The sequence below is a fragment of the Brevundimonas sp. FV1ye4L genome, assembly GCF_058681255.1.
The window spans coordinates 1-20,583 of record NZ_CM178734.1; the positions used below are offsets into that span (position 1 = coordinate 1).

Below are 20,583 nucleotides of genomic sequence, written 5' to 3' on the forward strand. Positions count from 1 at the left end.
CGGGGGCCCGCACAAGCGGTGGAGCATGTGGTTTAATTCGAAGCAACGCGCAGAACCTTACCACCTTTTGACATGCCTGGACCGCCAGAGAGATCTGGCTTTCCCTTCGGGGACTAGGACACAGGTGCTGCATGGCTGTCGTCAGCTCGTGTCGTGAGATGTTGGGTTAAGTCCCGCAACGAGCGCAACCCTCGCCATTAGTTGCCATCATTTAGTTGGGAACTCTAATGGGACTGCCGGTGCTAAGCCGGAGGAAGGTGGGGATGACGTCAAGTCCTCATGGCCCTTACAGGGTGGGCTACACACGTGCTACAATGGCGACTACAGAGGGTTAATCCTTAAAAGTCGTCTCAGTTCGGATTGTCCTCTGCAACTCGAGGGCATGAAGTTGGAATCGCTAGTAATCGCGGATCAGCATGCCGCGGTGAATACGTTCCCGGGCCTTGTACACACCGCCCGTCACACCATGGGAGTTGGTTCTACCCGAAGGCGCTGCGCTGACCGCAAGGGGGCAGGCGACCACGGTAGGGTCAGCGACTGGGGTGAAGTCGTAACAAGGTAGCCGTAGGGGAACCTGCGGCTGGATCACCTCCTTTCTAAGGATGCTTCTCCAGACCGTCTCTCACGAGGCTGTCTATTGAGGCTCCAATAAACTGCGGGACGCCGCCGTCTCCGTTTCTCTTTCCACTTTCGTCATCGACGCATCGACCATACGGGTTGATGTATTGGTGACGCGATCGCGAGCCTGGGTCTTATAGCCCGGCTGTCGCTGCCATAGGCCCGTAGCTCAGGTGGTTAGAGCGTACGCCTGATAAGCGTAAGGTCGGCAGTTCGAGTCTGCCCGGGCCTACCAGGACTTCTGGTTCGCTGGGGGTTCTCAGCCTCAAGACGGCATCGCCGACAGCTCTCCTGGGCTTCGCACTGTTCCTGATGGAACGGGGCCATAGCTCAGTTGGTAGAGCGCCTGCTTTGCAAGCAGGATGTCGTCGGTTCGACTCCGTCTGGCTCCACCAGGACCTTGTGATCGCATTCGAGTTTGCCGTTGGCCGTAAGGCTGGCGTGCATTGAAATCGTGAAGGAAGAACGTGACCGGCTCCCCTGAGCTTGAAGGTCTTGTTCGAGAAGAAGACATTGTCTGACAAAAATCAGGCTTGGTCCCCCGGCAACTTTCCAGTCGGGCGGAATAAACCAAGCATGAGTTTTGCTGAGAAACGATCAAACGTTGAAGGGCTTCTGACGGATGCCTTGGCGTAGAGAGGCGATGAAGGACGTGGCAAGCTGCGATAAGAACCGGGGAGGCGCTAGCACCCTTTGATCCGGTTATTTCCGAATGGGGAAACCCACCTTTACAGTCTTCCAACTTCGTTCTGACTTCGGTCAGGGCGGCGATTGGCGGATTGTTTAAAGGTATAATGAGCTGAATACATAGGCTTCATTAAGCGAACCCGGGGAACTGAAACATCTCAGTACCCGGAGGAAAGGACATCAACCGAGACTCCCGTAGTAGTGGCGAGCGAACCGGGACCAGGCCAGTGCTCTTGTGAAATAAAGACGAACGATCTGGAAAGGTCGGCCATAGTGGGTGAAAGCCCCGTAGTCATCAAACAGCAAGAGACTCGAGTAGGGCGGGACACGTGAAATCCTGTCTGAACATGGGGGGACCACCCTCCAAGCCTAAGTACTCCTCTACGACCGATAGTGAACAAGTACCGTGAGGGAAAGGTGAAAAGCACCCCGACAAGGGGAGTGAAACAGATCCTGAAATCGGAAGCCTACAAGCAGTCGGAGCCCCCAAGCGGGGTGACGGCGTACCTTTTGTATAATGGGTCAGCGACTTCATGTGTCGAGCAAGCTTAAGCCGTTAGGTGTAGGCGCAGCGAAAGCGAGTCTGAATAGGGCGCTAAGTTCGACGTATGACGACCCGAAACCAGGTGATCTATCCATGAGCAGGTTGAAGGTTGGGTAACACCAACTGGAGGACCGAACCCGTGAATGTTGAAAAATTCTGGGATGACTTGTGGATAGGGGTGAAAGGCCAATCAAACCTGGACATAGCTGGTTCTCCGCGAAATCTATTTAGGTAGAGCGTCCGACGAATTCCTTGGGGGGTAGAGCACTGGATGGTTGCGGGCTGCGCGAGCGGTACCAATACTAACCAAACTCCGAATACCCAAGAGAACTATCGGGCAGACACACGGCGGGTGCTAACGTCCGTCGTGAAAAGGGAAACAACCCTAACCATCATCTAAGGCCCCCAAGTCACGGCTAAGTGGGAAACGATGTGGGATTGCTTTGACAATCAGGAGGTTGGCTTAGAAGCAGCCATCCTTTAAAGAAAGCGTAACAGCTCACTGATCAAGCGATCCTGCGCGGAAAATGTAACGGGGCTCAAGCCGTGCGCCGAAGATATGGGTTTGCAGTTTACTGCAAGCGGTAGCGGAGCGTTCCGTAGGCCGGTGAAGGTCAGGCGTGAGCCTGGCTGGAGGTATCGGAAGTGAGAATGCTGACATGAGTAACGATAAGAGTGTGAGAGACACTCTCGCCGAAAGACCAAGGGTTCCTGCGTAAAGCTAATCTGCGCAGGGTTAGTCGGCCCCTAAGGCGAGGCTGAAAAGCGTAGTCGATGGGAAGCAGGTAAATATTCCTGCACCAGCTGGAAGTGACGGATGGCTTAACTCGTACCCACTTATTGGATTGTGTGTGCGGGGGCGTTGTCCCAGGAAATAACTCCAGCAGAGACCGTACCCGAAACCGACACAGGTGGTCAGGTAGAGCATACCAAGGCGTTTGAGAGAACTATGCTGAAGGAACTCGGCAAATTGCACGCGTAACTTCGGAATAAGCGTGACTCACCCTGGGCAACCAGGACTGAGTGGCACAAGCCAGGGGGTAGCGACTGTTTAGCAAAAACACAGGGCTCTGCGAAGCAGCAATGCGACGTATAGGGTCTGACGCCTGCCCGGTGCCTGAAGGTTAAAGGGAGATGTGAAAGCGTCGAACTGAAGCCCAGGTAAACGGCGGCCGTAACTATAACGGTCCTAAGGTAGCGAAATTCCTTGTCGGGTAAGTTCCGACCTGCACGAATGGCGTAACGACTTCCCCACTGTCTCCAGCATAGGCTCAGTGAAATTGAATTCCCCGTGAAGATGCGGGGTTCCCGCGGTCAGACGGAAAGACCCTATGAACCTTTACTATAGCTTCGCCTTGGCGTTAGCGACCGTATGTGTAGGATAGGTGGGAGACTATGAAACCGGGGCGCCAGCTCTGGTGGAGTCGTCCTTGAAATACCACCCTTACTGTCGTTGACGTCTAACCGAGGGCCGTTATCCGGTCCCGGGACATGGCGTGGTGGGTAGTTTGACTGGGGCGGTCGCCTCCTAAAGTGTAACGGAGGCGCGCGATGGTGAGCTCAGAGCGGTCGGAAATCGCTCGTCGAGTGCAATGGCATAAGCTCGCCTGACTGCGAGACTGACAAGTCGAGCAGAGACGAAAGTCGGCCATAGTGATCCGGTGGTCCCGAGTGGAAGGGCCATCGCTCAACGGATAAAAGGTACTCTAGGGATAACAGGCTGATTTTGCCCAAGAGTCCATATCGACGGCAAAGTTTGGCACCTCGATGTCGGCTCATCACATCCTGGGGCTGGAGCAGGTCCCAAGGGTATGGCTGTTCGCCATTTAAAGTGGTACGTGAGCTGGGTTCAGAACGTCGTGAGACAGTTTGGTCCCTATCTGCCGTGGGTGTTCGAAGCTTGAGAGGATCTGTCCCTAGTACGAGAGGACCGGGATGGACATACCTCTGGTGTACCTGTCATGGCGCCAGCTGTGCAGCAGGGTAGCTAAGTATGGAATAGATAACCGCTGAAAGCATCTAAGCGGGAAACTAACCTCAAAACAAGGCTTCGCTGAGGATCGTGGAAGACTACCACGTTGATAGGCCAGGTGTGGAAGTGGGGCGACCCATGAAGCTTACTGGTACTAATAATCCGATCGGTTTGATCGTTTCTCAGCAAAACTCATTCGATGATTGCTCCTTGACCGAAGCAATCTCAGACAATGTCTTCTCATCATCCGCTGTCCGCCTTGTTGACCTGGTGGCTATGTCGGAGGTTCCCCACCCGATCCCATTCCGAACTCGGTCGTTAAGCCCTCTAGAGCCAATGGTACTTCGTCTCAAGGCGCGGGAGAGTAGGTCGCCGCCGGGTCTACAAGGCGGACAGCCGATGATGAAAAACAAATCACCGCTCTAAGCGGTCTTCTCGAAACGTTCTTCCTCACGAAACTACCGTTTGCCGCGGGATGGAGCAGCCCGGTAGCTCGTCAGGCTCATAACCTGAAGGTCGTAGGTTCAAATCCTACTCCCGCACCCAGATCAACCTCACACCTTGTGAGGCCCCCAGAAGCCCCGCCCGAAACGGCGGGGCTTTTTGCTGTCTGGGCTTCACTCAGACCTAGCAACACGGCCAGGCTGCCATGCACCTGCAGGTCGAACTTGCCCAGGCCTTCCAACGGATAGAAATCGACGTGGTCGATCAGCTTGCGGATCTCTGTGCGGACCTCTTCGCCGTCATCGCCGTCTAAGGCTTCGTGCAAGCGTCCGGCGAGTTGGCCGTAGGCGCTCGCGGCGGAGGGATGCAGCGTGACCACGCTGGGTTCGTCGACCTCGGCCAGCAAGGCCTGAAGCTCGCTGCGGCGCGCCTTCAGTGGAAGGCTGCGCGTCTTGAGGTCTTCGATCTCCATCGCGCCTTCCATACACATCAGCTGAGCGCGTTCGATCTGACGTTCGATGGACGCGAGTTCCTTCTCCATCGGAGCCCGCGCCGACAGCGTCGCCTGCCGGCGGGCGTCGTTGGCTTGCCGCAGGCCCTCGACGGCCTCAGCCATGGCCTGTGGCGTGAGCAGCTTGGCGCGGATGCCGGCCAGAACCCGCGCTTCGACGGTCTTGGCGGCGATGATCTTGGTGTTGCTGCAGGTTCCGCGTTCACGCGCCGCGCTGCAGGCGAACTTCTGGCCGTTCAGCGTCATGCCTGATCCGCAGGTAGCGCACTTCATCAGCCCTGACAGAAGACGTTTGGGCTTGCGACTATGAGCACGGGGTTGATCCGCCACCGCCTCCTGCCTGGACTGCACGGCCGCCCAAAGGCTGTCGTCGATGATACGTAGGTCGGGCACGGCCTCGCGCAGCCATTCCGACTCCGGATTGAGCACCGACGAGCGCCGCCCTGTGTCTGGATGCTTGCGATAGCGACGGCGGTTGAACAGGCGCACGCCGATATAGAGCTCTTGGCACAGAATGCCGTCGCCGGCGCGGCGATCGCCGTAGATCGCGGACGGGGTCCAATCTCCGCCACGCGGACCTGGTTCGCCCTCAGCGTTGAGCGCGTGGGCGATGGTGCGCGGGCTCTTGCCGTTGGCGTAGTCGGAGAAGATCCGACGCACGACCCTAGCCTCTAGCGGATTGATCGCGAGGAGACCTCGCTCCTCGGTGGCGTCGCGGTAGAGTTGGTAGCCATAACAGCGGCCTCCGCCTGAGCGGCCGGCCTTCACGCGGGCCACCAAGCCGCGCCGTGTCTTCTTGCCGAGCTCCACCAGGAACAGCTGGTTCATCGTGCCATTGAGGCCGACGTGGAGTTCGCTGATGCGGCCTTCCGAGGTGGTCTCCAGGGCGACGCCGTAGAAGCATAACCGCTTGTAGAGGTGGGCGGTGCCCTCCTGGTCGCGCGACAGGCGGTCTAGGGCCTCGGTCATGACGACATCAAACCCGCCGCGCTCAGCCTCTCGTAGGAGGCTTTGCACGCCCGGTCGGTTCGCAAGGTTGGCGCCGGAGATGCCGCGGTCGGCGAAGCAGGCCACCTCGATCCAGCCACGCGCCTGGATGATGGTTCGCACCGCTGCGAACTGATCCTCCGCCGAACGCTGGTTCTGCAGGTCGGACGAGTACCGGGCGTAAAGGGCTACGCGCATCGACGCACCTCTGGGTCGCAGGATGGGGTCGCGGCGCATAGCTGCTTGTCGACCATCCGCGCAAGCGCGGAGATCAGCGGTTGCAAGATGACGAGCTCTTCAGCCGTGATTGAGGAGGGCAGGGGAGCGCCGGCGTCGGTGACGCAGGCCTCCCCAACGGGGGCGTTGTCGTTAGAACCGCGCACCATTCGCGCAGAGCCTCGCTTGGCATAGCCAGATGCGGACTTACACATGTGCGGCGTCCCGGAGCTTGCTCGTAATGGCGAAGCCGAAATCATTGGCGGCTTCGGGAAGGAGGGCGGCGAGTTTACTCCGCGCTTGTTCGGTGTTCGTGATCAAGGTGGGGGGCGAAGGTCGCCACTTCGCTTGGTTCACGTAGGAGAACATCTCGTTCTTGGTCAGGCGCTGCGCCAGGAGAAGGCGGACGTCCTCCGGAACGGGCATCAGCTCCACGCGTGGTGCGGTAGGGAGCGCATCGCCTTCGAATCCCGCGCCCAGAGCTAATTTAGAGCTCTTAGAGTCTTCCATATATGTAGGTCGAAACTCGCCGGACCGGTTGTCGAAACTGCCGGACCGCGCCCGTCCGGCTCTTCGGACGAGCGCCTGGATGGCGTCTTCATGGGGCGCGAGGAGATAGACCTTATAAGCGACGCTTGGACGGATCACGAGATCGCCTGTCTCTGCGATTAGACCCTCATCGATCAGGCGGCGCGTACTGGCTGTGATCGTGCGCACCTTGACGCCGACCAGGCCGGCAAACCGGTGGCGGCAAATGTAGACGGTGGCGTCTTCGGCGTTAGCGTGAGAGGCAAGGCGGAAGAGAAGGCTTTTAGCATTGCCGCCGACCATTCGCTCTCGGTCAGCCCAGTCTCGTAATGCGAGCTTGAGCGGGCTGAGGTTGTCATTTGCGGCGCGAGTTTGGGGACCGCTATTGTAGGGCGCCATGTGGCAAGGCCTTTTAAAGAGGCGCGGCAAGTTCCACGCCCCCAACAACTCGCGCGGTCGGCCGGTGCATTCTATGCGGCCTTGTTGTGCGGTGCGGGCCGCACAACAAGACGTGTGTTCAGGTCGGCTGATAACGGTTGGAAAGCACCGCGGCGCGGGCCTGGTCCCAACGATTCATCTCTTGATGCAGATTGAGGCCGTCCATCGAGCGACCTTGCAGGACGCTCAGGCGATCCTGAAAGGCAAGAGCCTGACTGAACCAGGCGTAGGCCGCCTCAGGGTCGCGCTCCCACCATCCGCCGAGATCATCGATCGGATGCTGGTCGAGAAATGCGGCCCAGTCCGCCGTGAAGGCAGGCGTTTTTAACGGTGCGTAGTTCGCCTCGACGACGCCCTCGAAGTCTTCACCAATGGATTCGACCGCGAAGGCGGCGACTTCGACGAGGTCGGCTTTGTGATGCTCTCTAAACGAGCGGAGCAGCATGGGTTCGAGGCCCGGAAGGATCGGCGTAAAGAGGGCGTCGAGTTGGTAGAAGGCGGCGGACCTCAGACTTCCCACGCGCGGAGGCCTACCGATCTGAACGGCGCCGCTGGCGGTCAGTCGGTTGAGACTCGCAGCATAGGCCTCGGCGGAAAGTCCCGCGACTGCTGCAATGCTCGTATCGGAAATGACGACAGCGAACGGATGTTGCGCTGCCCCTTCGCGATCTGCCCAGGCCCGCCACCATGTGGAAAGCAGAGCTTCGACGACCAGCACGTCGGTCTCTGGGCCCATATGCGACCCGGCAAACTGCCGGACAACGCGCATCGCCATCATCATGCGCAAGGCGTCCTGCTCAACCCGATCAAGGTTGCATTGGTCGTCCTGGAGGTCGTTGGATAGTGGCAGGTCGTTAGTGGTGGACTTAACGAGCATCGAAAACTCCAAAGGAAATCGTCGCCAGCGATAGCTCCAACAGCAATGACACGTCTAGGGGACAGCTTCGCGCTGTCGTTTGCGGCCATGTCCGGCCATGGATGTGGTCCAACTTCTTGGGCGGAATGTGCGCGAGAGGCGCACCCACCTCGGCCTGTCGCAGGAAGAGGTGGCGTTCCGCGCCGGTATGAAGCGCAGCTATCTCAGTGATCTCGAGCGGGGTGTTCGCAACCCGACGGTACGCGCCCTAGGGCGCCTGGCCGTCGCGCTCGAGTTGGACGCCTCAGAGCTACTCCGCTCTGAGGCTTGAACGCGTAGGTCGGTTCGAAGACGCGCGCCGCACTTTTCCCCCCGCCTCGCCCGCGGGCTTCCAATGTCGGAAAAAACTTACGGAGCGGCCCTGCGGAAACTGTGTGCAAGCCTGCTTGAACGAGACATTCGGCGCGCGTTTCTAGTACGCAGAACTACGCACACTTGCCGTTCTGAAGAATCGTCCGAATCTACGTCCTCTCGCCGGTGCGAACTCTCCGCGACACCGGTGCTCGTACCCTTCTAAAGTGCGCCGATTGCCGGTCGGATCAATATCGTCGCCGATGGCATCTGCGTGTTTGCGGCGGGTTGAACTTCCGGCTCAGAAACTTGGCGGGCGGCAATTCCCGCCCGCTCGCCCGCTGTCTTTTTGTGTCGGAAAGTCACCATCGACTCCCTCCAAACTCAGTGCCGGCGTGCTTGTCCCGCGAAGCATCGTCCCCGCCACGATCCAAGCCCATAGTTGCGCGCACCGCCGGGCATCCTCGGCAGATAGCCGTTGAAACGTCCCGCCGCGATTGCAAGACTACCTTGACGGGTCGCCTAGCTATCACAAGAGCCCCGGGGGAAGATTGTGAAGCCAGATAAATTGACCATCCACGACCTATTCCAGCGGGAACGTCGGTACGTCGTGCCGCTCTACCAGCGTGCTTATGTGTGGGGGCAGCAGGGCCAGTGGGAGCCCCTATGGGAGGACATCGAACGCCAGGCGGAAGCGTGTCTTGACCCCGAAACGCAGATTCCACGGCGATCTCATTTTCTTGGCGCGATAGTGCTGAACGTCTCGCGTATCGTCGGGGCTGGGGTTGCACGGTCGGAGGTGATCGACGGACAGCAGCGCCTCACCACCCTTCAGTTGCTGATTGCGGCGCTCCGTGACTTCGCCGTGGAGGCAGGGTCTGAGCATATATCGAAGCTCAAACGCCTGACGGTCAACGAAGACGAAAAGGAGGGGGCAGAGGGATCGTTCAAAGTCTGGCCGACCAATGCAGATCGGGCAGTGTATCGAGAGGTGCTGACGTCAGGCTCGCCGCAGGCCTTGCGAAAGGCCTTGGCAATCAGCGACCGCGCAAGCGCCCCGCGCCTTGCGGCGGCCTATCTCTTTTTCAGTGATCGGATCCTCGAGTTCGTAAACGCTGCTGGCGAGGGCAAAGAGGCCCGCGACGGTCGCCTCTTTGCGATCTACCAGGCGCTGCGGACCGCGCTGCAACTGGTGGTGATTGAACTCGAAGATGGCGACGACCCGCAGGTCATCTTCGAAACGCTGAATGCTAGGGGGCAGCCGTTGCTGCCGTCCGACCTCATTCGAAATTACATCTTTTTGAACGCGGCAAATGACCCAAGCTGCGACGCAGATGACCTCTACGAGCGCTATTGGCGGGCGTTTGACGATCACCGCATCGACGGGGTCGTCAACGGCGAGAACCGCTTTTGGCATGTCCCCGAGCGGCAGGGCAGGTTGCTACGGCCGAGGATCGATCTGTTCCTCTTTCACTACCTCACCATGAAGACCGAGCGCGACTTGAACATTGGTCAGCTCTTCGGTGAGTTCCGGGATTGGCGTGACAGCGACCCGCAGAAGATTGAGGCGCTCCTGGCCGATCTGAAGACCTATAGTGCCGTGTTCCAATCGCTGGTTCAGCCGAAGGGGGATGACCGAGCTGCGCTCCTAGCAAAACGCTTACGGGTGCTCGACAACAGCACCGTCTATCCCGTGCTGCTCTATCTGATGTCCGTGCCTGCCGAACGCTTGCCGGTTGCGTCGCGCGACCAAATCCTGGCCGACATAGAGTCCTGGCTGGTGCGTCGGTTCGTGTGTCAGCTGACCAACAAGAACTACAACCGCTTCTTCGTTCAGCTGCTCAGCAAGCTCAAAAAGGCACCGGTCAATGCGGACCTCGCGGACGTTGCTAGGGCGGAGCTCACGCGATCCCGCGACGTTACCACGCGATGGCCGTCTGACCAGGAGTTTGAAGCGGCGTGGCTGTCCAAGCCGATCTACGCCAAGTCCCGTCCTGATCGCAGCGCCATGGTTCTCCGCGCCATCGAGGCCCATATCAGGACCTCGAAAAGCGAAGCCGTAACCCTGCCCGAGGTGCTTACTGTCGAGCATCTCCTCCCGCAGAAGGGGTCTTTCGCCAACTACCCGTACGCGGACCAGCTGTTTCTGCAGACGGGAGAGACGGCGGAGCGGTGCCGGGACCGGCTGCTCCATACGCTTGGAAACTTGACCCTGCTCACAACTGAGCTGAACGCCTCCGTCAGCAATGGCCCATTCCCTGGGAAATGTGCCAGCATCGCCGCTAACAGCGACCTGCGCTTGAATGCATGGCTGCGCACCAACCCTCCTGAGGCCTGGTCCGAATCCTCGATCATCGCGCGCGGTGAAACCCTGTTCCAAGCGGCCGTCGAAATCTGGCAACGCGTCGAAGGCGGCTCCGAGGACCTCGACGACGAACTCATCCCGCAGTCGTTCAAGGGCGAGACGAAGGTCTCCGATCCAGTAATGCGGGAGGAGCGACGAGACGCGGTCATCGCAGCGTTGGAGGCTCGTGAGCACGTTAAGCTGAAGGCGGAAACGGTCTCCAAGCGCAGCAGCGTCGACGGGTCAGTGCGAGCGGTCGTCGCGGTCTCCAAGCTCTATGAGGATCGCGGCCACTGGTATGCCTATCATCCCGATTGGGTGGCCTATCTGAGCGACGCCGACCGCGGCTACCTGCTGCTGGGATGCATGGAGCGCGACGCCGGATACGCTATCCCACGGGATGTGTTTCATCCGTTGTTGGATGCGCTGAACGTCACCACCCGCCCCGACGGAAAGTTCCACTGGCATATTCATCTGGCCGAGAGAAACGGGCGATTGGAGCTCCTGCTGCCCAAGATCGAAAGCACGCTCAGCCTCGATCCCTACCGCCTTGAGGCACCCACGCCGCGCCCGGTGTCAGCGCCCGCGGAGGCCATGTAGATGGGGAGAAGCGCACTTAGGGCGGAACCGAGCGACATCACTGCTACAAATGCCGTTTCCGCCCGCAGCACTCGACAATCCGAATGACCATCGTTCGAGCAATCTATAGCTATCACGCAGTAGGCCAAGGACTATTCGCCTCTAGCCAGTTTTCGATCGGCTCTAAGCGCTTTCACTGGATTTATGACTGCGGAACCGTATCAAAGGGTAGTGCGAAGCTAATCGGCAACGCAATCGACAGAATGCTTCTGTTGCGGCGTTCCAGCACGAACACAAAGCCGTTTGTCGACTTGTTGGTCATTTCGCATTTCGACGCCGACCACATCAACGGTGTCCTTCAGCTGCTCAAGAGAGTGCGGGTGGGGACGTTGATGCTCCCCTACTTTGACCTCTGGCAGCGCCTTGTCATTGCGTTTGCTGACCCCGCACGTGCATCGTTCGTTGATTTTTGCACTGATCCAGCGGCCTTTCTGAACGCACTCCGTGGGGCATCCATCGACAGGATTATACTCGTCCCGCCCAGTGATCCTGACGAAAGAGGCTCCGTGGAGATGCCCCCGATCTCTGATGGGCCGCGGGACTTCGAACTGACGTTCAAGAGAGCCGACCTGGGGGCAGCGGAGTACCGGGACGATCCGATGCTCTCGTCACCCCCAGCCAACGTAGAAATGTTGGCTCCAAGCAGCGGATTAACGGTCGGTGGCTTTTGGGAGTTTGTGCCCTATTCGGATCCCAAGGCGAAGGCTGCCCCACGACCGAACTTCAAGAGGCACGTCGATTCGTTTTCTCGGGTTCTCATCGGCCGGCGGACGGATAAGCAGAGGGCTAGAGCCCTTTCCGCGCTGAAGGCTCTGTTTGATCGTACTTTTGCACGCGGCCCGACTGGCAGTGCCCCGGTGTCGTCCCGGGCGCGGAACCGCATATCTCTTTGCCTATACGCAGGCCCCATCGATCCTTCGTCTGTGGTCCTCCAATGCGCGCTAGTCGAAAAGCTTTCGGGGTCGTGCTCAACAAGTCTTTCATGCACCCCAAACCGGCGCGCCGGCCAGATATTCACTGGCGATGCGTTTTTAAAGTCAAAGGCTGCAACGCTTCGCTTTTCGACTCACTTCGATGCCACTCGGCTGGCCCGACTGGCGGGTTTTCAGGTGATGCACCACGGTGCCGACGCTAATCACGGACCACACATTTGCCGAATGGTGCGCCCGACCTTTAGCGTATTTAGCTCCGATCCTACCGAGTCCCCGTGGCACCCAAATGTCTCTGCTAAGAAGGCTTTTTCTAGCATTTCCCAGACGGTACAGGTCGACCTCGGACAGGAGTTCCACCTCTATACACGCGTTAAGTTCTAGTCAGTTGAGAGCGTGCAACGTGACTGGTGCCCCATGCTTTGATCAGTTTGATCTTCCCCCGCAAAAGTGGACGGGGTTAAGCCGCTCTGCGTTCGGCCTCGGCGGGGCTGATATAGCCCAGTGACGAGTGCAGGCGACGGGGGTTGTAGAAGCCTTCGATGTATCCGAACAGGTCTCGCCGGGCCTGGTCGCGGGTGGCGTAGACGCGGTGATGGACACGCTCGGTTTTGAGGGTGTGGAAGAAGCTTTCCATAGGCGCATTGTCCCAGCAGTCACCCTTGCGGCTCATGGACGGCGTGATGCCGGATCGGGCCAGGGCTGATCGATAAGCTTCGGCGGCATACTGGATTCCACGATCGGAATGGTGGATCAGGCCAGGCGCGGGGCGCTGGCGTTCGACGGCCATGTTGAGGGCGTCCAGAGCGATCTCGGTGTGCAGGGTCTGGCGCATGGACCAGCCGACGATCTTGCGGGTGTGCATGTCGAGGATGGCGGCGAGGTAGAGCCAGCCTTCACCCGTTGGGATATAGGTCAGATCGGCGAGCCAGACCTGGTTGGGCGCCGCCGCCTCGAAGTTCCGGGCCAGCCGGTTGGGCGCGATCGGATAGCCGTGGCGACTGTTCGTTGTCCGGGCGCGACGCGGCAAGGCCGCCAATCCTCTCAGGCCGGCGCGGCGCATCAGCCGTTCCACGCGGGAGCGACCGATCCGACGCCCATGCCGACGCAGGGTGGCGTGAATGCGCGGCGAGCCGTAGCAGCCGCTGCTCTCGGCATGGATCAAACGGATATCCTCGGTCAGCTCGCGATTGGCGACCGACCGCCGGCTCTCGGGGCGACCGCGCCAGGCGTAGTAACCGCTGGCCGACAGCCCCAGGACCGCGCACATCACGCGGACAGGCCAGACCTGACGATGCCCATCGACGAACCCGAACTTCATCGGGAGGTCGCTCCGAAGATGAGCGCGGCTTTTTTTAGGATGTCGCGCTCCATCCGAAGCTGACCGTTCTCCCGTCGTAACCGGGCCAACTCCGCCGCCATGTCCGACGGCGACGGGGACGACGCCTGCGTTGTGGGGCGCCGCGACGTCCCCGTCGCCTGCACCCCGAACTGCGTCATCCATCGACGCAGCACCGTCGCCTGCACCCCGAACTGCGTCATCCATCGACGCAGCACCGTCTCGTGCAGCCCGAGCTCGCGGGCAACCGCCCCGGCGCTCAGGCCGCTGTTGGCGACCCGATCAACGGCCTCACGCTTGAAAGAATCCGGGAAGTTCCGGCGTTGAACACTCATCAGACACTCCTCTCCAGCTCCGAAAAGCTAGCATGGGTGTCCACCAAAACGAGGGAGGATCAGATCGCAAACCTCCGTCGAAATCGGCGGCCCGGCGATCGGTTGATCGCGTTCAGGCGCTTCAGTGCAGAATAGGAAAATTGCACTTTCCGCGGCCACCTTAGCAGCCTGAGCTTATGAAAATGGATTGTTGAGCTCGCCGTTTGATGGCGTGTCAGACGCATAAATTGCTGTCCGCCGGCTTCTCTAGGAGATCCGCGTGAAACCCACCGCTGTAATCACCCTCGGTTGCGCACTGAGCGGCGGTCTAAGGGGGCTCAGTTGTACTGCAGCCTGACGCGCTAGGTTCGCCGTTTGCCGAGAATTCCGCTAAGCCGCACAAGTAGGCTGACCAGGTATATGCCGATAGCAATCTGAGCGACCACGGTAAGGGCGAATGCGGCTTTGATGGCGTCATATCGATACCTAGGATCAGAGGCGTATCGTCCAGTCTCGCTCACTACCGAAACCAGATCAGGCACAAAGATCGCGATAGATGCGATGACAAAGCAGGTGAGGGGGAGGACCCGCGTCCAAAGCGCAGCGCGGATCGTTTTGAGGGGCAGTTTTGCGTTGGCTTTTTGGGTGGGTATTTTCAGGGCTAGAGCCTGCTGAACTTCACCCGACCACAAAGCTACAAGAGCTGCGAGAGCCGCCAGGATGAGGCTTGAGGCAGAAAGCAGTGCTTCCATCTAGACACCGAATTCGGCGCAAAGGATTACGTACGACGCCGGAGCGATTTCGTAGATTGATACGCTGTCTTTCTGTTTGCGGACCCGGCGTTGTGAACCGTCGCGGACCGCAAGTCGCTGATTAAGAAGTTCGACGAGATTGATGCTGTTTATGGACAGCGTGAAGTCCGCGCCCTCTTCTTCCTGCTGTGCCGTCTGGAGGAGGGTGCGCACAGACCCGGATACGGCTTCCTGCAGCTGATACTGATATTTCGCCAGCAGGGCTCTAAGCATGCCGCGACTTGCTTGGGCGGATGTCTGGAAGAGCCGAGAAACACGCGCTTCGTCCGGAAGCGATCCGTCAAAAGCATGCTGTGTCAAAAGCCGAAGGCGGAACTCCAACAAGTCGCTCCCACGAGTGAATACGCCTCGCCCAAGGAACATTTCTGCATACTCACGTAGAGCTGCATCTGCATATCCACTGAGTTCATCGGCAAGCTGCGCGTGATCACATCCCAGGATCGCCGCTAAAGCCTGCTCATCTTCGTCGGACAGTTCGAGTGAGGCGGCGACTTCGACCATAGCATCTTCCTGGATATCAACCGAAGATAATCGCCATTGCTGGATTATGCTACCGACGATTTTGCTGGAGCCATCTGCGCGACCGTCGGGGTACATCCGGAAAAAATGCACTGACATCGACGGCAACGTCATTTCATCTTGAGGCGAGGAAAGCGCTGCGATCTAGACGCGCTAGCGCTGGTTCCTACCGTCCAAATGGCGTTCCGAATGGGCATCTGCGTGTGGTCTTAAGGCGTTGCCGAGCGATTAGATATCGAGCGGCGGAAGCGACCTGACGATCTTCATCGTTTCCAGGCTAACCGTGATGACGCGACGAAGGAGGTCGTAGGGATAGCGAGGGTCGCCGACGGTTTCATTGGCGTAGTCATTGGCGTCGTTAATGATGCCGCTGTCCTTGTCCTGCTTGACCACCTGACGCTCCATCACCCAATCGATCGCAGACTTCCCGTTGACGACGTAGTCGTAGGCTTCAAGCGGTACGCCCGTCAGGGTGATGTTCGGGTTGTAGTGGATAACCGAGCGGTCCTTGCCCTTGCCGTAAGCCATCTTTTCGACGCGGAAGAACTTCGCCGGATCATCGATCGAAGCCAGCGATAGGTCGCCCTGCTTCAGTGTGACTGGATGGGGTTCGACGCTTTCGTAGCCCACATGAAGGTCTCCTAGCGCGCGGCCTGCCTGGACGAATGCCCAGAAATCTCCAGCCTTTCTGACGCAAGGTATGCGGGGCAGCTCTTTGCTTAGGTTGTCGGCAAATCGACGGCGGTAGTCCTCGGAGTGCAGCAGGCCGTAAGTGTAATAGAAGATGTCATCCTTGGTGATCGCCTCACTAGGATAAGCCGTCTCAAATAGCTCTTTCCCCTCATCAGTGATGCCGTGTCGGCTGGTATAACCAGAGGCCCCTTCCTCGCGAACCGAGAAGAGATCATCCGATGAGGCGATTTCGGGGCGTTCATAAAGTGTGAGTGGGAAGCACTGATATCCACCCATTGCAGGAGCAAGATTGAGGTCTGGAATGTTGTCCAGCAAGAAGGCTGAAAAACCCTTGTCCCCGCCTTTACCTGGAACGGCGATTACGCGGTTATAGGTGTTCTTTTCTGGGAAAATCTTCGGAACTTGGTACATTCTCTCATTTAAACGACGGCTGAAATAGAGCCATTGCCGGAAGAATGGTCGATATGTCGCCGGTACAATCTGCCCATCTTCGTAGGCTAACGGTTTCAGCTTGGTGAAATCGTTGCGCAGGGCATCGGTCCACGAGATTTCTCTAAGTGCGGACCGCATGAAAATTTCAGCTTGCGCGGTTGATTTAGCGGAAATGAACTGATTTAGCTGCCTGTTGTAATAGTTGATCGTGTGACGCACTTGTTCTTCAAGCTGCTTAGGTGAAGAATTGTAGCACCACACGTCCCGCGCTGTAGCTACGCCACGTGAATAGTTCTCAAACAGTGTTGGGGTTGTTTTGTCTTTTTTATCACCGATGCTGATGTATTTTGCTGTGCTGTCATCACGCTGTTTAAGCCAGTCCCCGTGGTCATCTGGGATGATCTCTTGCCAGCCCGATTGGGCCGTGATGCCTCGGATCGAGCGGAGCTCTGCGACGATCTTCAGCTTGTCCTCACGAGACAGGTAGTCCCCGATATCGTGATAGAAGACCTGGCCCTGTGTTTCAGCGTTAGGGTTCTTAATGAAAATAGTGATGACGATAGGCGCGCGGCTACCTGCGCCGAATATCTTGCCGCCTTCTCTTTTTGAGGCCTCGCCAGAGGTGCGCTGATTGCCGCGGAGGTGGAAGACGTAGATTGAAGAGAACTCGTCCACCATCGACTTCCGCATACCGTCTGCCGTGTTGGCATCGACCCAGCCCCCGTTGGTGACATAGGCCAATACACCGCTGTCACCGAGTCGATCAGCGCCCCACCGGATGGCGCGGATGTAGCTGTCGTAAAGTGCGTTCTTGTTGGTGGCGGTCGAGCGGGCCGCGTAGGTATCGGCGATGCGACCGTCCAGGTGCGGATAGTCGATGTGTTGGGCGACCGCATAGGGTGGGTTGCCCATGATGACACGGATATCCAGCTCTTGCTGGCGACGACGGCGCTCTGAGTTGTCCGGCATGACAAGAGCCAGCTCATCCGTGCCCTCGCTCATGGCGAAGGTGTCAGTCAGCAGGATGCCGTTGAAGGGCGTGTAGGAACCGTCTTGAAGGCCGCTATAGACGCTCTCGATGTTGATCGCGGCGATATAATACGCCAGCAGCACGATCTCATTGGCGTGCAACTCGTAGCGGAATTTGTGCTCCAGCTCGGCGGGCGAGATCAGGCCCGATTGCAGCAGGCGCGTGATGAAAGTTCCGGTTCCAGTGAATGGGTCGATGATGTGGACCCCTTGAGAGCCGAGGGTCTGTCCGAACTCATCCCTTAGAACGTCGTTGACCGAGTGGATGATGAAATCGACGATCTCAATCGGCGTATAGACGATGCCCAGCTTGTCGCGGGTGTCTTTGAAGGCGACGCCAAAGAAGTTGTCGTAGAGCTGCCGAACAAGCTCCTGTTTGGCAGCGGGGTTGGTAATCCCCTGTGCCTTCATTCGGACGCTGCCGTAGAAGTCCTCTAAGTCGCGACTTTCCTTTTCCAGGTGCTCGCCATCCAGAGCGTCTAGGACGCTCTGGATGGCCTTAGAAACGGGGTTCTCTTGCGTGAAGGCATGGCCCTCAAACAGGGCGTCAAACACCGGGCGCGTGATGATGTGCTGCGCCAGCATTTCAACGGCTTCGATCTCGGTGATGCCGCCGTTCAGATCGTCACGGAGTTCTGCAAGGAAGCTATCAAAGGCCAAGCGGGCCGGGCTCCCCGCTACGGAAAGAATGCCGTTGAGGCGGGCGATATGAGCTAGTGCGATATCACGCAGGCTTGCGGACCAACGATCCCAGTATTCCCTGTCGCCACACTTTTTGACGACCTTGGCTTTGATGGCGCGGCTGAAATCGTCAAGGATTAGGCCGTATTGCTCGGGCTCAGTCTGACCACCGATGTCGATGTCTTCATCGCCAAGGTCGAAGCCGTTTTCTCCAACGCTTGAGCGTTTCTTGGGCTTGGCATTTGGCAGGTTTTCGACCGTGGCGGTGACGGAGCTAAGCTCCTTGCTGTCGAGGCCCAGGATTTCAAAACGATCCGATACATCCTGCCCCAGAGACATCTGATTGATGGTCGCATCGAAGCGTTCATCGTGGGCGCGCAGGGCGTTGAGAATTTGCCAGATGACGCGATATTTTTCGTTGTTGTTCAGGGCGTCTTCGGCGTTCATGCCAGCGGGAATGCCTACTGGAATAATGACATAGCCCATGCGCTTGTTCGGGGCGCGGCGCATAACGCGGCCCACCGATTGCACAACATCAATCTGGCTTTTGCGGGGGTGCAGGAACATGATGGCGTCGAGCGCCGGAACGTCCACGCCTTCTGACAGGCAGCGGGCGTTCGTCAGGATCCGACAGGTGTTTTCTTCGGTCTCGGCCTTTAGCCAGTCGAGAAGTTCGCCTCTGGTTTTGGCGTTATAGGTGCCGTCAACGTGCTCGATCGCGCATCTGAGCTGCTGCTCAACGATATCGGCTTCTTGCGTCTGGACCTCCGAAGAGGCCAGATAGTCATTCACCACCGCCGAGAACTCGTCGCGAACGAGCTTGGAAGATTTGATGTCCCGACAAAATGCCAAGGCGCGGCGCATGGGCTGGGTATCAGCACCCAGATCGGATGCGATATCGACCTTTGTAAGGGCCTTGTAGCAGCCGAGGATGCGTGTCGCGTCATCCAGCACCAGACCATTGTCAGGATCGGCCATGCGGGCTTGAAGAGTGCGCGCAACGCGGCCTTCGTCCATAGCTAGGACAATGACCTTGTAGTCTGTCAGCAGCTCGTTCTGCACCGCCCAACCAAAGCCCCGATAGAAGAGGGTTGGGCCAAACAGCTTCTCGTCATCCATCGTAGCGAGGGTGACGCCGAGATCGGCGGCTTTGGACTTTGCTCCATCGCCATAGATGCGAGGCGTAGCGGTCATATAGACGCGCTTGTCGCCGCCTACGACCTCATCGCGGTGGATGCGTACGAAGTTGCTTTCCTCATCACCGATCGTTGCGCCGGTGGTCCTGTGCGCTTCATCACAAATAATGAGATTGAAGCGCCCCATTCCGAAATGGATTTGGGCGTCTGAAACGGCCTGGATGGATTGATAGGTGGCGAACACCACCGTCATTTTGCCTGGAGCAGCCTCAGTAACGCCCTTAGCCAAGACGGCGGCGTTGGTTGTCGCTGGGAACGCTAGGTCCAGGGAGCTGATCTCAGCGACATCGTCCTTGGACACCCGGCGTTTGCCGACCTGTGTGTCAGAGCAAACCGCAAACGAGCGTAGAGGGGTCTTGGTATCGTTCGTCCATTCCCGAACCGTCTGAGCCATAAGAGCCAGCGAGGGTACAAGGAACAGGACGGTCCCATTGGCGCCGACCAGGTCTTCGGCGATCTTCAGGCCGGTGAAGGTTTTGCCCGTACCGCAGGCCATAATGATCTTGCCACGATCATGATCGGCAAGGCCGCTACGCACAGCGTTGAGGGCATCCTGTTGGTGGGGCCGAAGCTCTTTTTTTGTCTCAAGTACGATCTCTTCCGAGGCGGCGAACTGGCTCCACTGTATCGGAGATGCACGCATATCCCCCAAGCCGATCCGCAGAACCGGGATGCTCTGACCGACAAGCATGGTTTCAGCGTTGTCCGACCATTCTACCTCGGTGGAATCCATGACCACGCGGCGTGCGAAGGGCTCCTTTGAGGAGGCGGCAAGGAAGGAGTCGATGTCGGCTTTGGCGATCTTGTGCTTCGGGCTGAAGAACTTGCACTGAATGGCTGCAAAGCCTTCTTCATCACGGAGTTTCGCTACGAGATCGATCCCTGTATCTTTGCCGGACACACCGTGCTGGGGAGCCCATTCAGTCCAAGTCCATGCCGCAGAATATTGCTCGGCCTGTACTGGGTCATTCAGAAGGAATGCTTTGCAGAGGCGCTCGTAGTAGGTGCCTTTGTCCCTCTCTGTGATGGCGTACTCACGATATGTTTGCAGCAGATCGTCGACAGATAGAGACATTGTTTCCCCAGCAAGGCATGCGTGCACAGCCTTATGATTGTTCGATGCTATAGGCAATCAGACCTATGGCAGGCCAGACTTGGAGCGGTGTCAGGTTTATGAGAGCAAGGCCATCGACTTGCGCTAGGACAGCGTCCAGTCGATGAGCGTGGCCAATTTCGCGCATTTCATTCGCAACAGAGCACCTGTTCCCACCATTGAATGGGAAGGCCCAAGGTCCGAGGCCGACTCTCCAACCGCCGATTCTATACGACTGATCGCTCAGTGCAGATTGAGACAAATGCGCTGAAGAGGGGCGGGACCTCTGCCTTCCCCCAAGAGCAGACTCCCACCGCAGACCACCACCCCGGTTCATTGGCGGAAGTGAGGTATGCCCGGCGCGCCCGTTCGAGACATAGGAAGATAACTCCTGAGCGGGAGTTTCTTTTG

General features: G+C 58.4%; 9 protein-coding genes, 3 tRNA genes, 2 rRNA genes, 1 pseudogene and 1 other annotated feature. Of the genes and pseudogenes, 8 read left to right on the plus strand and 7 right to left on the minus strand.

Annotated features, from left to right (window positions below):
• Window positions 1-596 (plus strand) — a sequence feature (16S ribosomal RNA rRNA prediction is too short).
• 180 nt (window positions 597-776) lie between these two features.
• The 6 genes from ACW17X_RS00005 to ACW17X_RS00030 all read left to right on the plus strand — a co-directional run bounded on the left by ACW17X_RS00005 (window position 777) and on the right by ACW17X_RS00030 (window position 5,028).
• A tRNA-Ile gene (locus ACW17X_RS00005) sits at window positions 777-853 on the plus strand.
• Window positions 854-937: 84 nt separating this feature from the next.
• Window positions 938-1,013: transfer RNA gene (locus ACW17X_RS00010), tRNA-Ala, on the plus strand.
• A 200-nt stretch (window positions 1,014-1,213) separates the two neighbouring features.
• A 23S ribosomal RNA gene (locus ACW17X_RS00015) occupies window positions 1,214-4,000 on the plus strand.
• A gap of 87 nt (window positions 4,001-4,087) precedes the next feature.
• Window positions 4,088-4,202: ribosomal RNA gene (gene rrf / locus ACW17X_RS00020) — 5S ribosomal RNA — on the plus strand.
• Between the two features lie 88 nt (window positions 4,203-4,290).
• Window positions 4,291-4,367: transfer RNA gene (locus ACW17X_RS00025), tRNA-Met, on the plus strand.
• A 262-nt stretch (window positions 4,368-4,629) separates the two neighbouring features.
• On the plus strand, window positions 4,630-5,028 hold the full coding sequence (locus ACW17X_RS00030) for a hypothetical protein (protein WP_492098847.1): 399 nt from the start codon (window positions 4,630-4,632) through the stop codon (window positions 5,026-5,028).
• Here the strand turns inward: ACW17X_RS00030 and ACW17X_RS00035 are convergent.
• From ACW17X_RS00035 to ACW17X_RS00045, 3 genes and pseudogenes are all read right to left on the minus strand, one after another.
• Window positions 4,966-6,000: pseudogene (locus tag ACW17X_RS00035) on the minus strand (recombinase family protein); the annotation flags it as partial. The gene ACW17X_RS00030 and the pseudogene ACW17X_RS00035 sit on opposite strands and share 63 nt — an antisense overlap.
• A gap of 186 nt (window positions 6,001-6,186) precedes the next feature.
• Window positions 6,187-6,906, minus strand: a complete 720-nt coding sequence (locus ACW17X_RS00040; RefSeq protein ID WP_492098848.1) for a hypothetical protein — start codon at window positions 6,904-6,906, stop codon at window positions 6,187-6,189.
• Window positions 6,907-7,024: 118 nt separating this feature from the next.
• Window positions 7,025-7,822: a hypothetical protein gene (locus tag ACW17X_RS00045; protein ID WP_492098849.1), complete on the minus strand. Its 798-nt coding sequence runs from the start codon at window positions 7,820-7,822 to the stop codon at window positions 7,025-7,027.
• A gap of 97 nt (window positions 7,823-7,919) precedes the next feature.
• On the opposite strand from ACW17X_RS00045, the gene ACW17X_RS00050 reads away from it, so the two are divergent.
• Window positions 7,920-8,132, plus strand: a complete 213-nt coding sequence (locus ACW17X_RS00050) for a helix-turn-helix domain-containing protein (RefSeq protein ID WP_492098850.1) — start codon at window positions 7,920-7,922, stop codon at window positions 8,130-8,132.
• Between the two features lie 588 nt (window positions 8,133-8,720).
• Window positions 8,721-11,096 (plus strand): GmrSD restriction endonuclease domain-containing protein, encoded by a 2,376-nt coding sequence (locus ACW17X_RS00055; protein WP_492098851.1) that lies wholly within the window; start codon window positions 8,721-8,723, stop codon window positions 11,094-11,096.
• 1,428 nt (window positions 11,097-12,524) lie between these two features.
• Here ACW17X_RS00055 and ACW17X_RS00060 read toward each other — a convergent pair.
• The 4 genes from ACW17X_RS00060 to ACW17X_RS00075 form a co-directional block, all read right to left on the minus strand.
• Window positions 12,525-13,738 (minus strand): IS3 family transposase gene (locus tag ACW17X_RS00060; RefSeq protein WP_492098852.1). Its coding sequence is split into 2 segments (ribosomal slippage): window positions 12,525-13,423 and window positions 13,423-13,738, totalling 1,215 coding nucleotides; the frame shifts between segments, so codons are not numbered across the junction.
• Window positions 13,739-14,079: 341 nt separating this feature from the next.
• A complete protein-coding gene (locus tag ACW17X_RS00065; protein ID WP_492098853.1) occupies window positions 14,080-14,469 on the minus strand; it encodes a hypothetical protein in 390 nt (129 codons plus the stop codon).
• Window positions 14,470-15,030 (minus strand): hypothetical protein, encoded by a 561-nt coding sequence (locus ACW17X_RS00070; protein ID WP_492098854.1) that lies wholly within the window; start codon window positions 15,028-15,030, stop codon window positions 14,470-14,472.
• 246 nt (window positions 15,031-15,276) lie between these two features.
• Entirely contained in the window at window positions 15,277-20,154 is a 4,878-nt protein-coding gene (locus tag ACW17X_RS00075; protein ID WP_492098855.1) for a DEAD/DEAH box helicase, read from the minus strand.
• Window positions 20,155-20,583: the final 429 nt, after the last annotated feature.

Coding starts and splice junctions, on each gene's coding strand:
- ACW17X_RS00030 (WP_492098847.1), top strand. CDS start 4,630: ATGCAGCGTGACCACGCTGGGTTCGTCGACCTCGGCCAGCAAGGCCTG.
- ACW17X_RS00045 (WP_492098849.1), bottom strand. CDS start 7,822: ATGCTCGTTAAGTCCACCACTAACGACCTGCCACTATCCAACGACCTC.
- ACW17X_RS00075 (WP_492098855.1), bottom strand. CDS start 20,154: ATGTCTCTATCTGTCGACGATCTGCTGCAAACATATCGTGAGTACGCC.
- ACW17X_RS00050 (WP_492098850.1), top strand. CDS start 7,920: ATGGATGTGGTCCAACTTCTTGGGCGGAATGTGCGCGAGAGGCGCACC.
- ACW17X_RS00070 (WP_492098854.1), bottom strand. CDS start 15,030: ATGGTCGAAGTCGCCGCCTCACTCGAACTGTCCGACGAAGATGAGCAG.
- ACW17X_RS00065 (WP_492098853.1), bottom strand. CDS start 14,469: ATGGAAGCACTGCTTTCTGCCTCAAGCCTCATCCTGGCGGCTCTCGCA.
- ACW17X_RS00040 (WP_492098848.1), bottom strand. CDS start 6,906: ATGGCGCCCTACAATAGCGGTCCCCAAACTCGCGCCGCAAATGACAAC.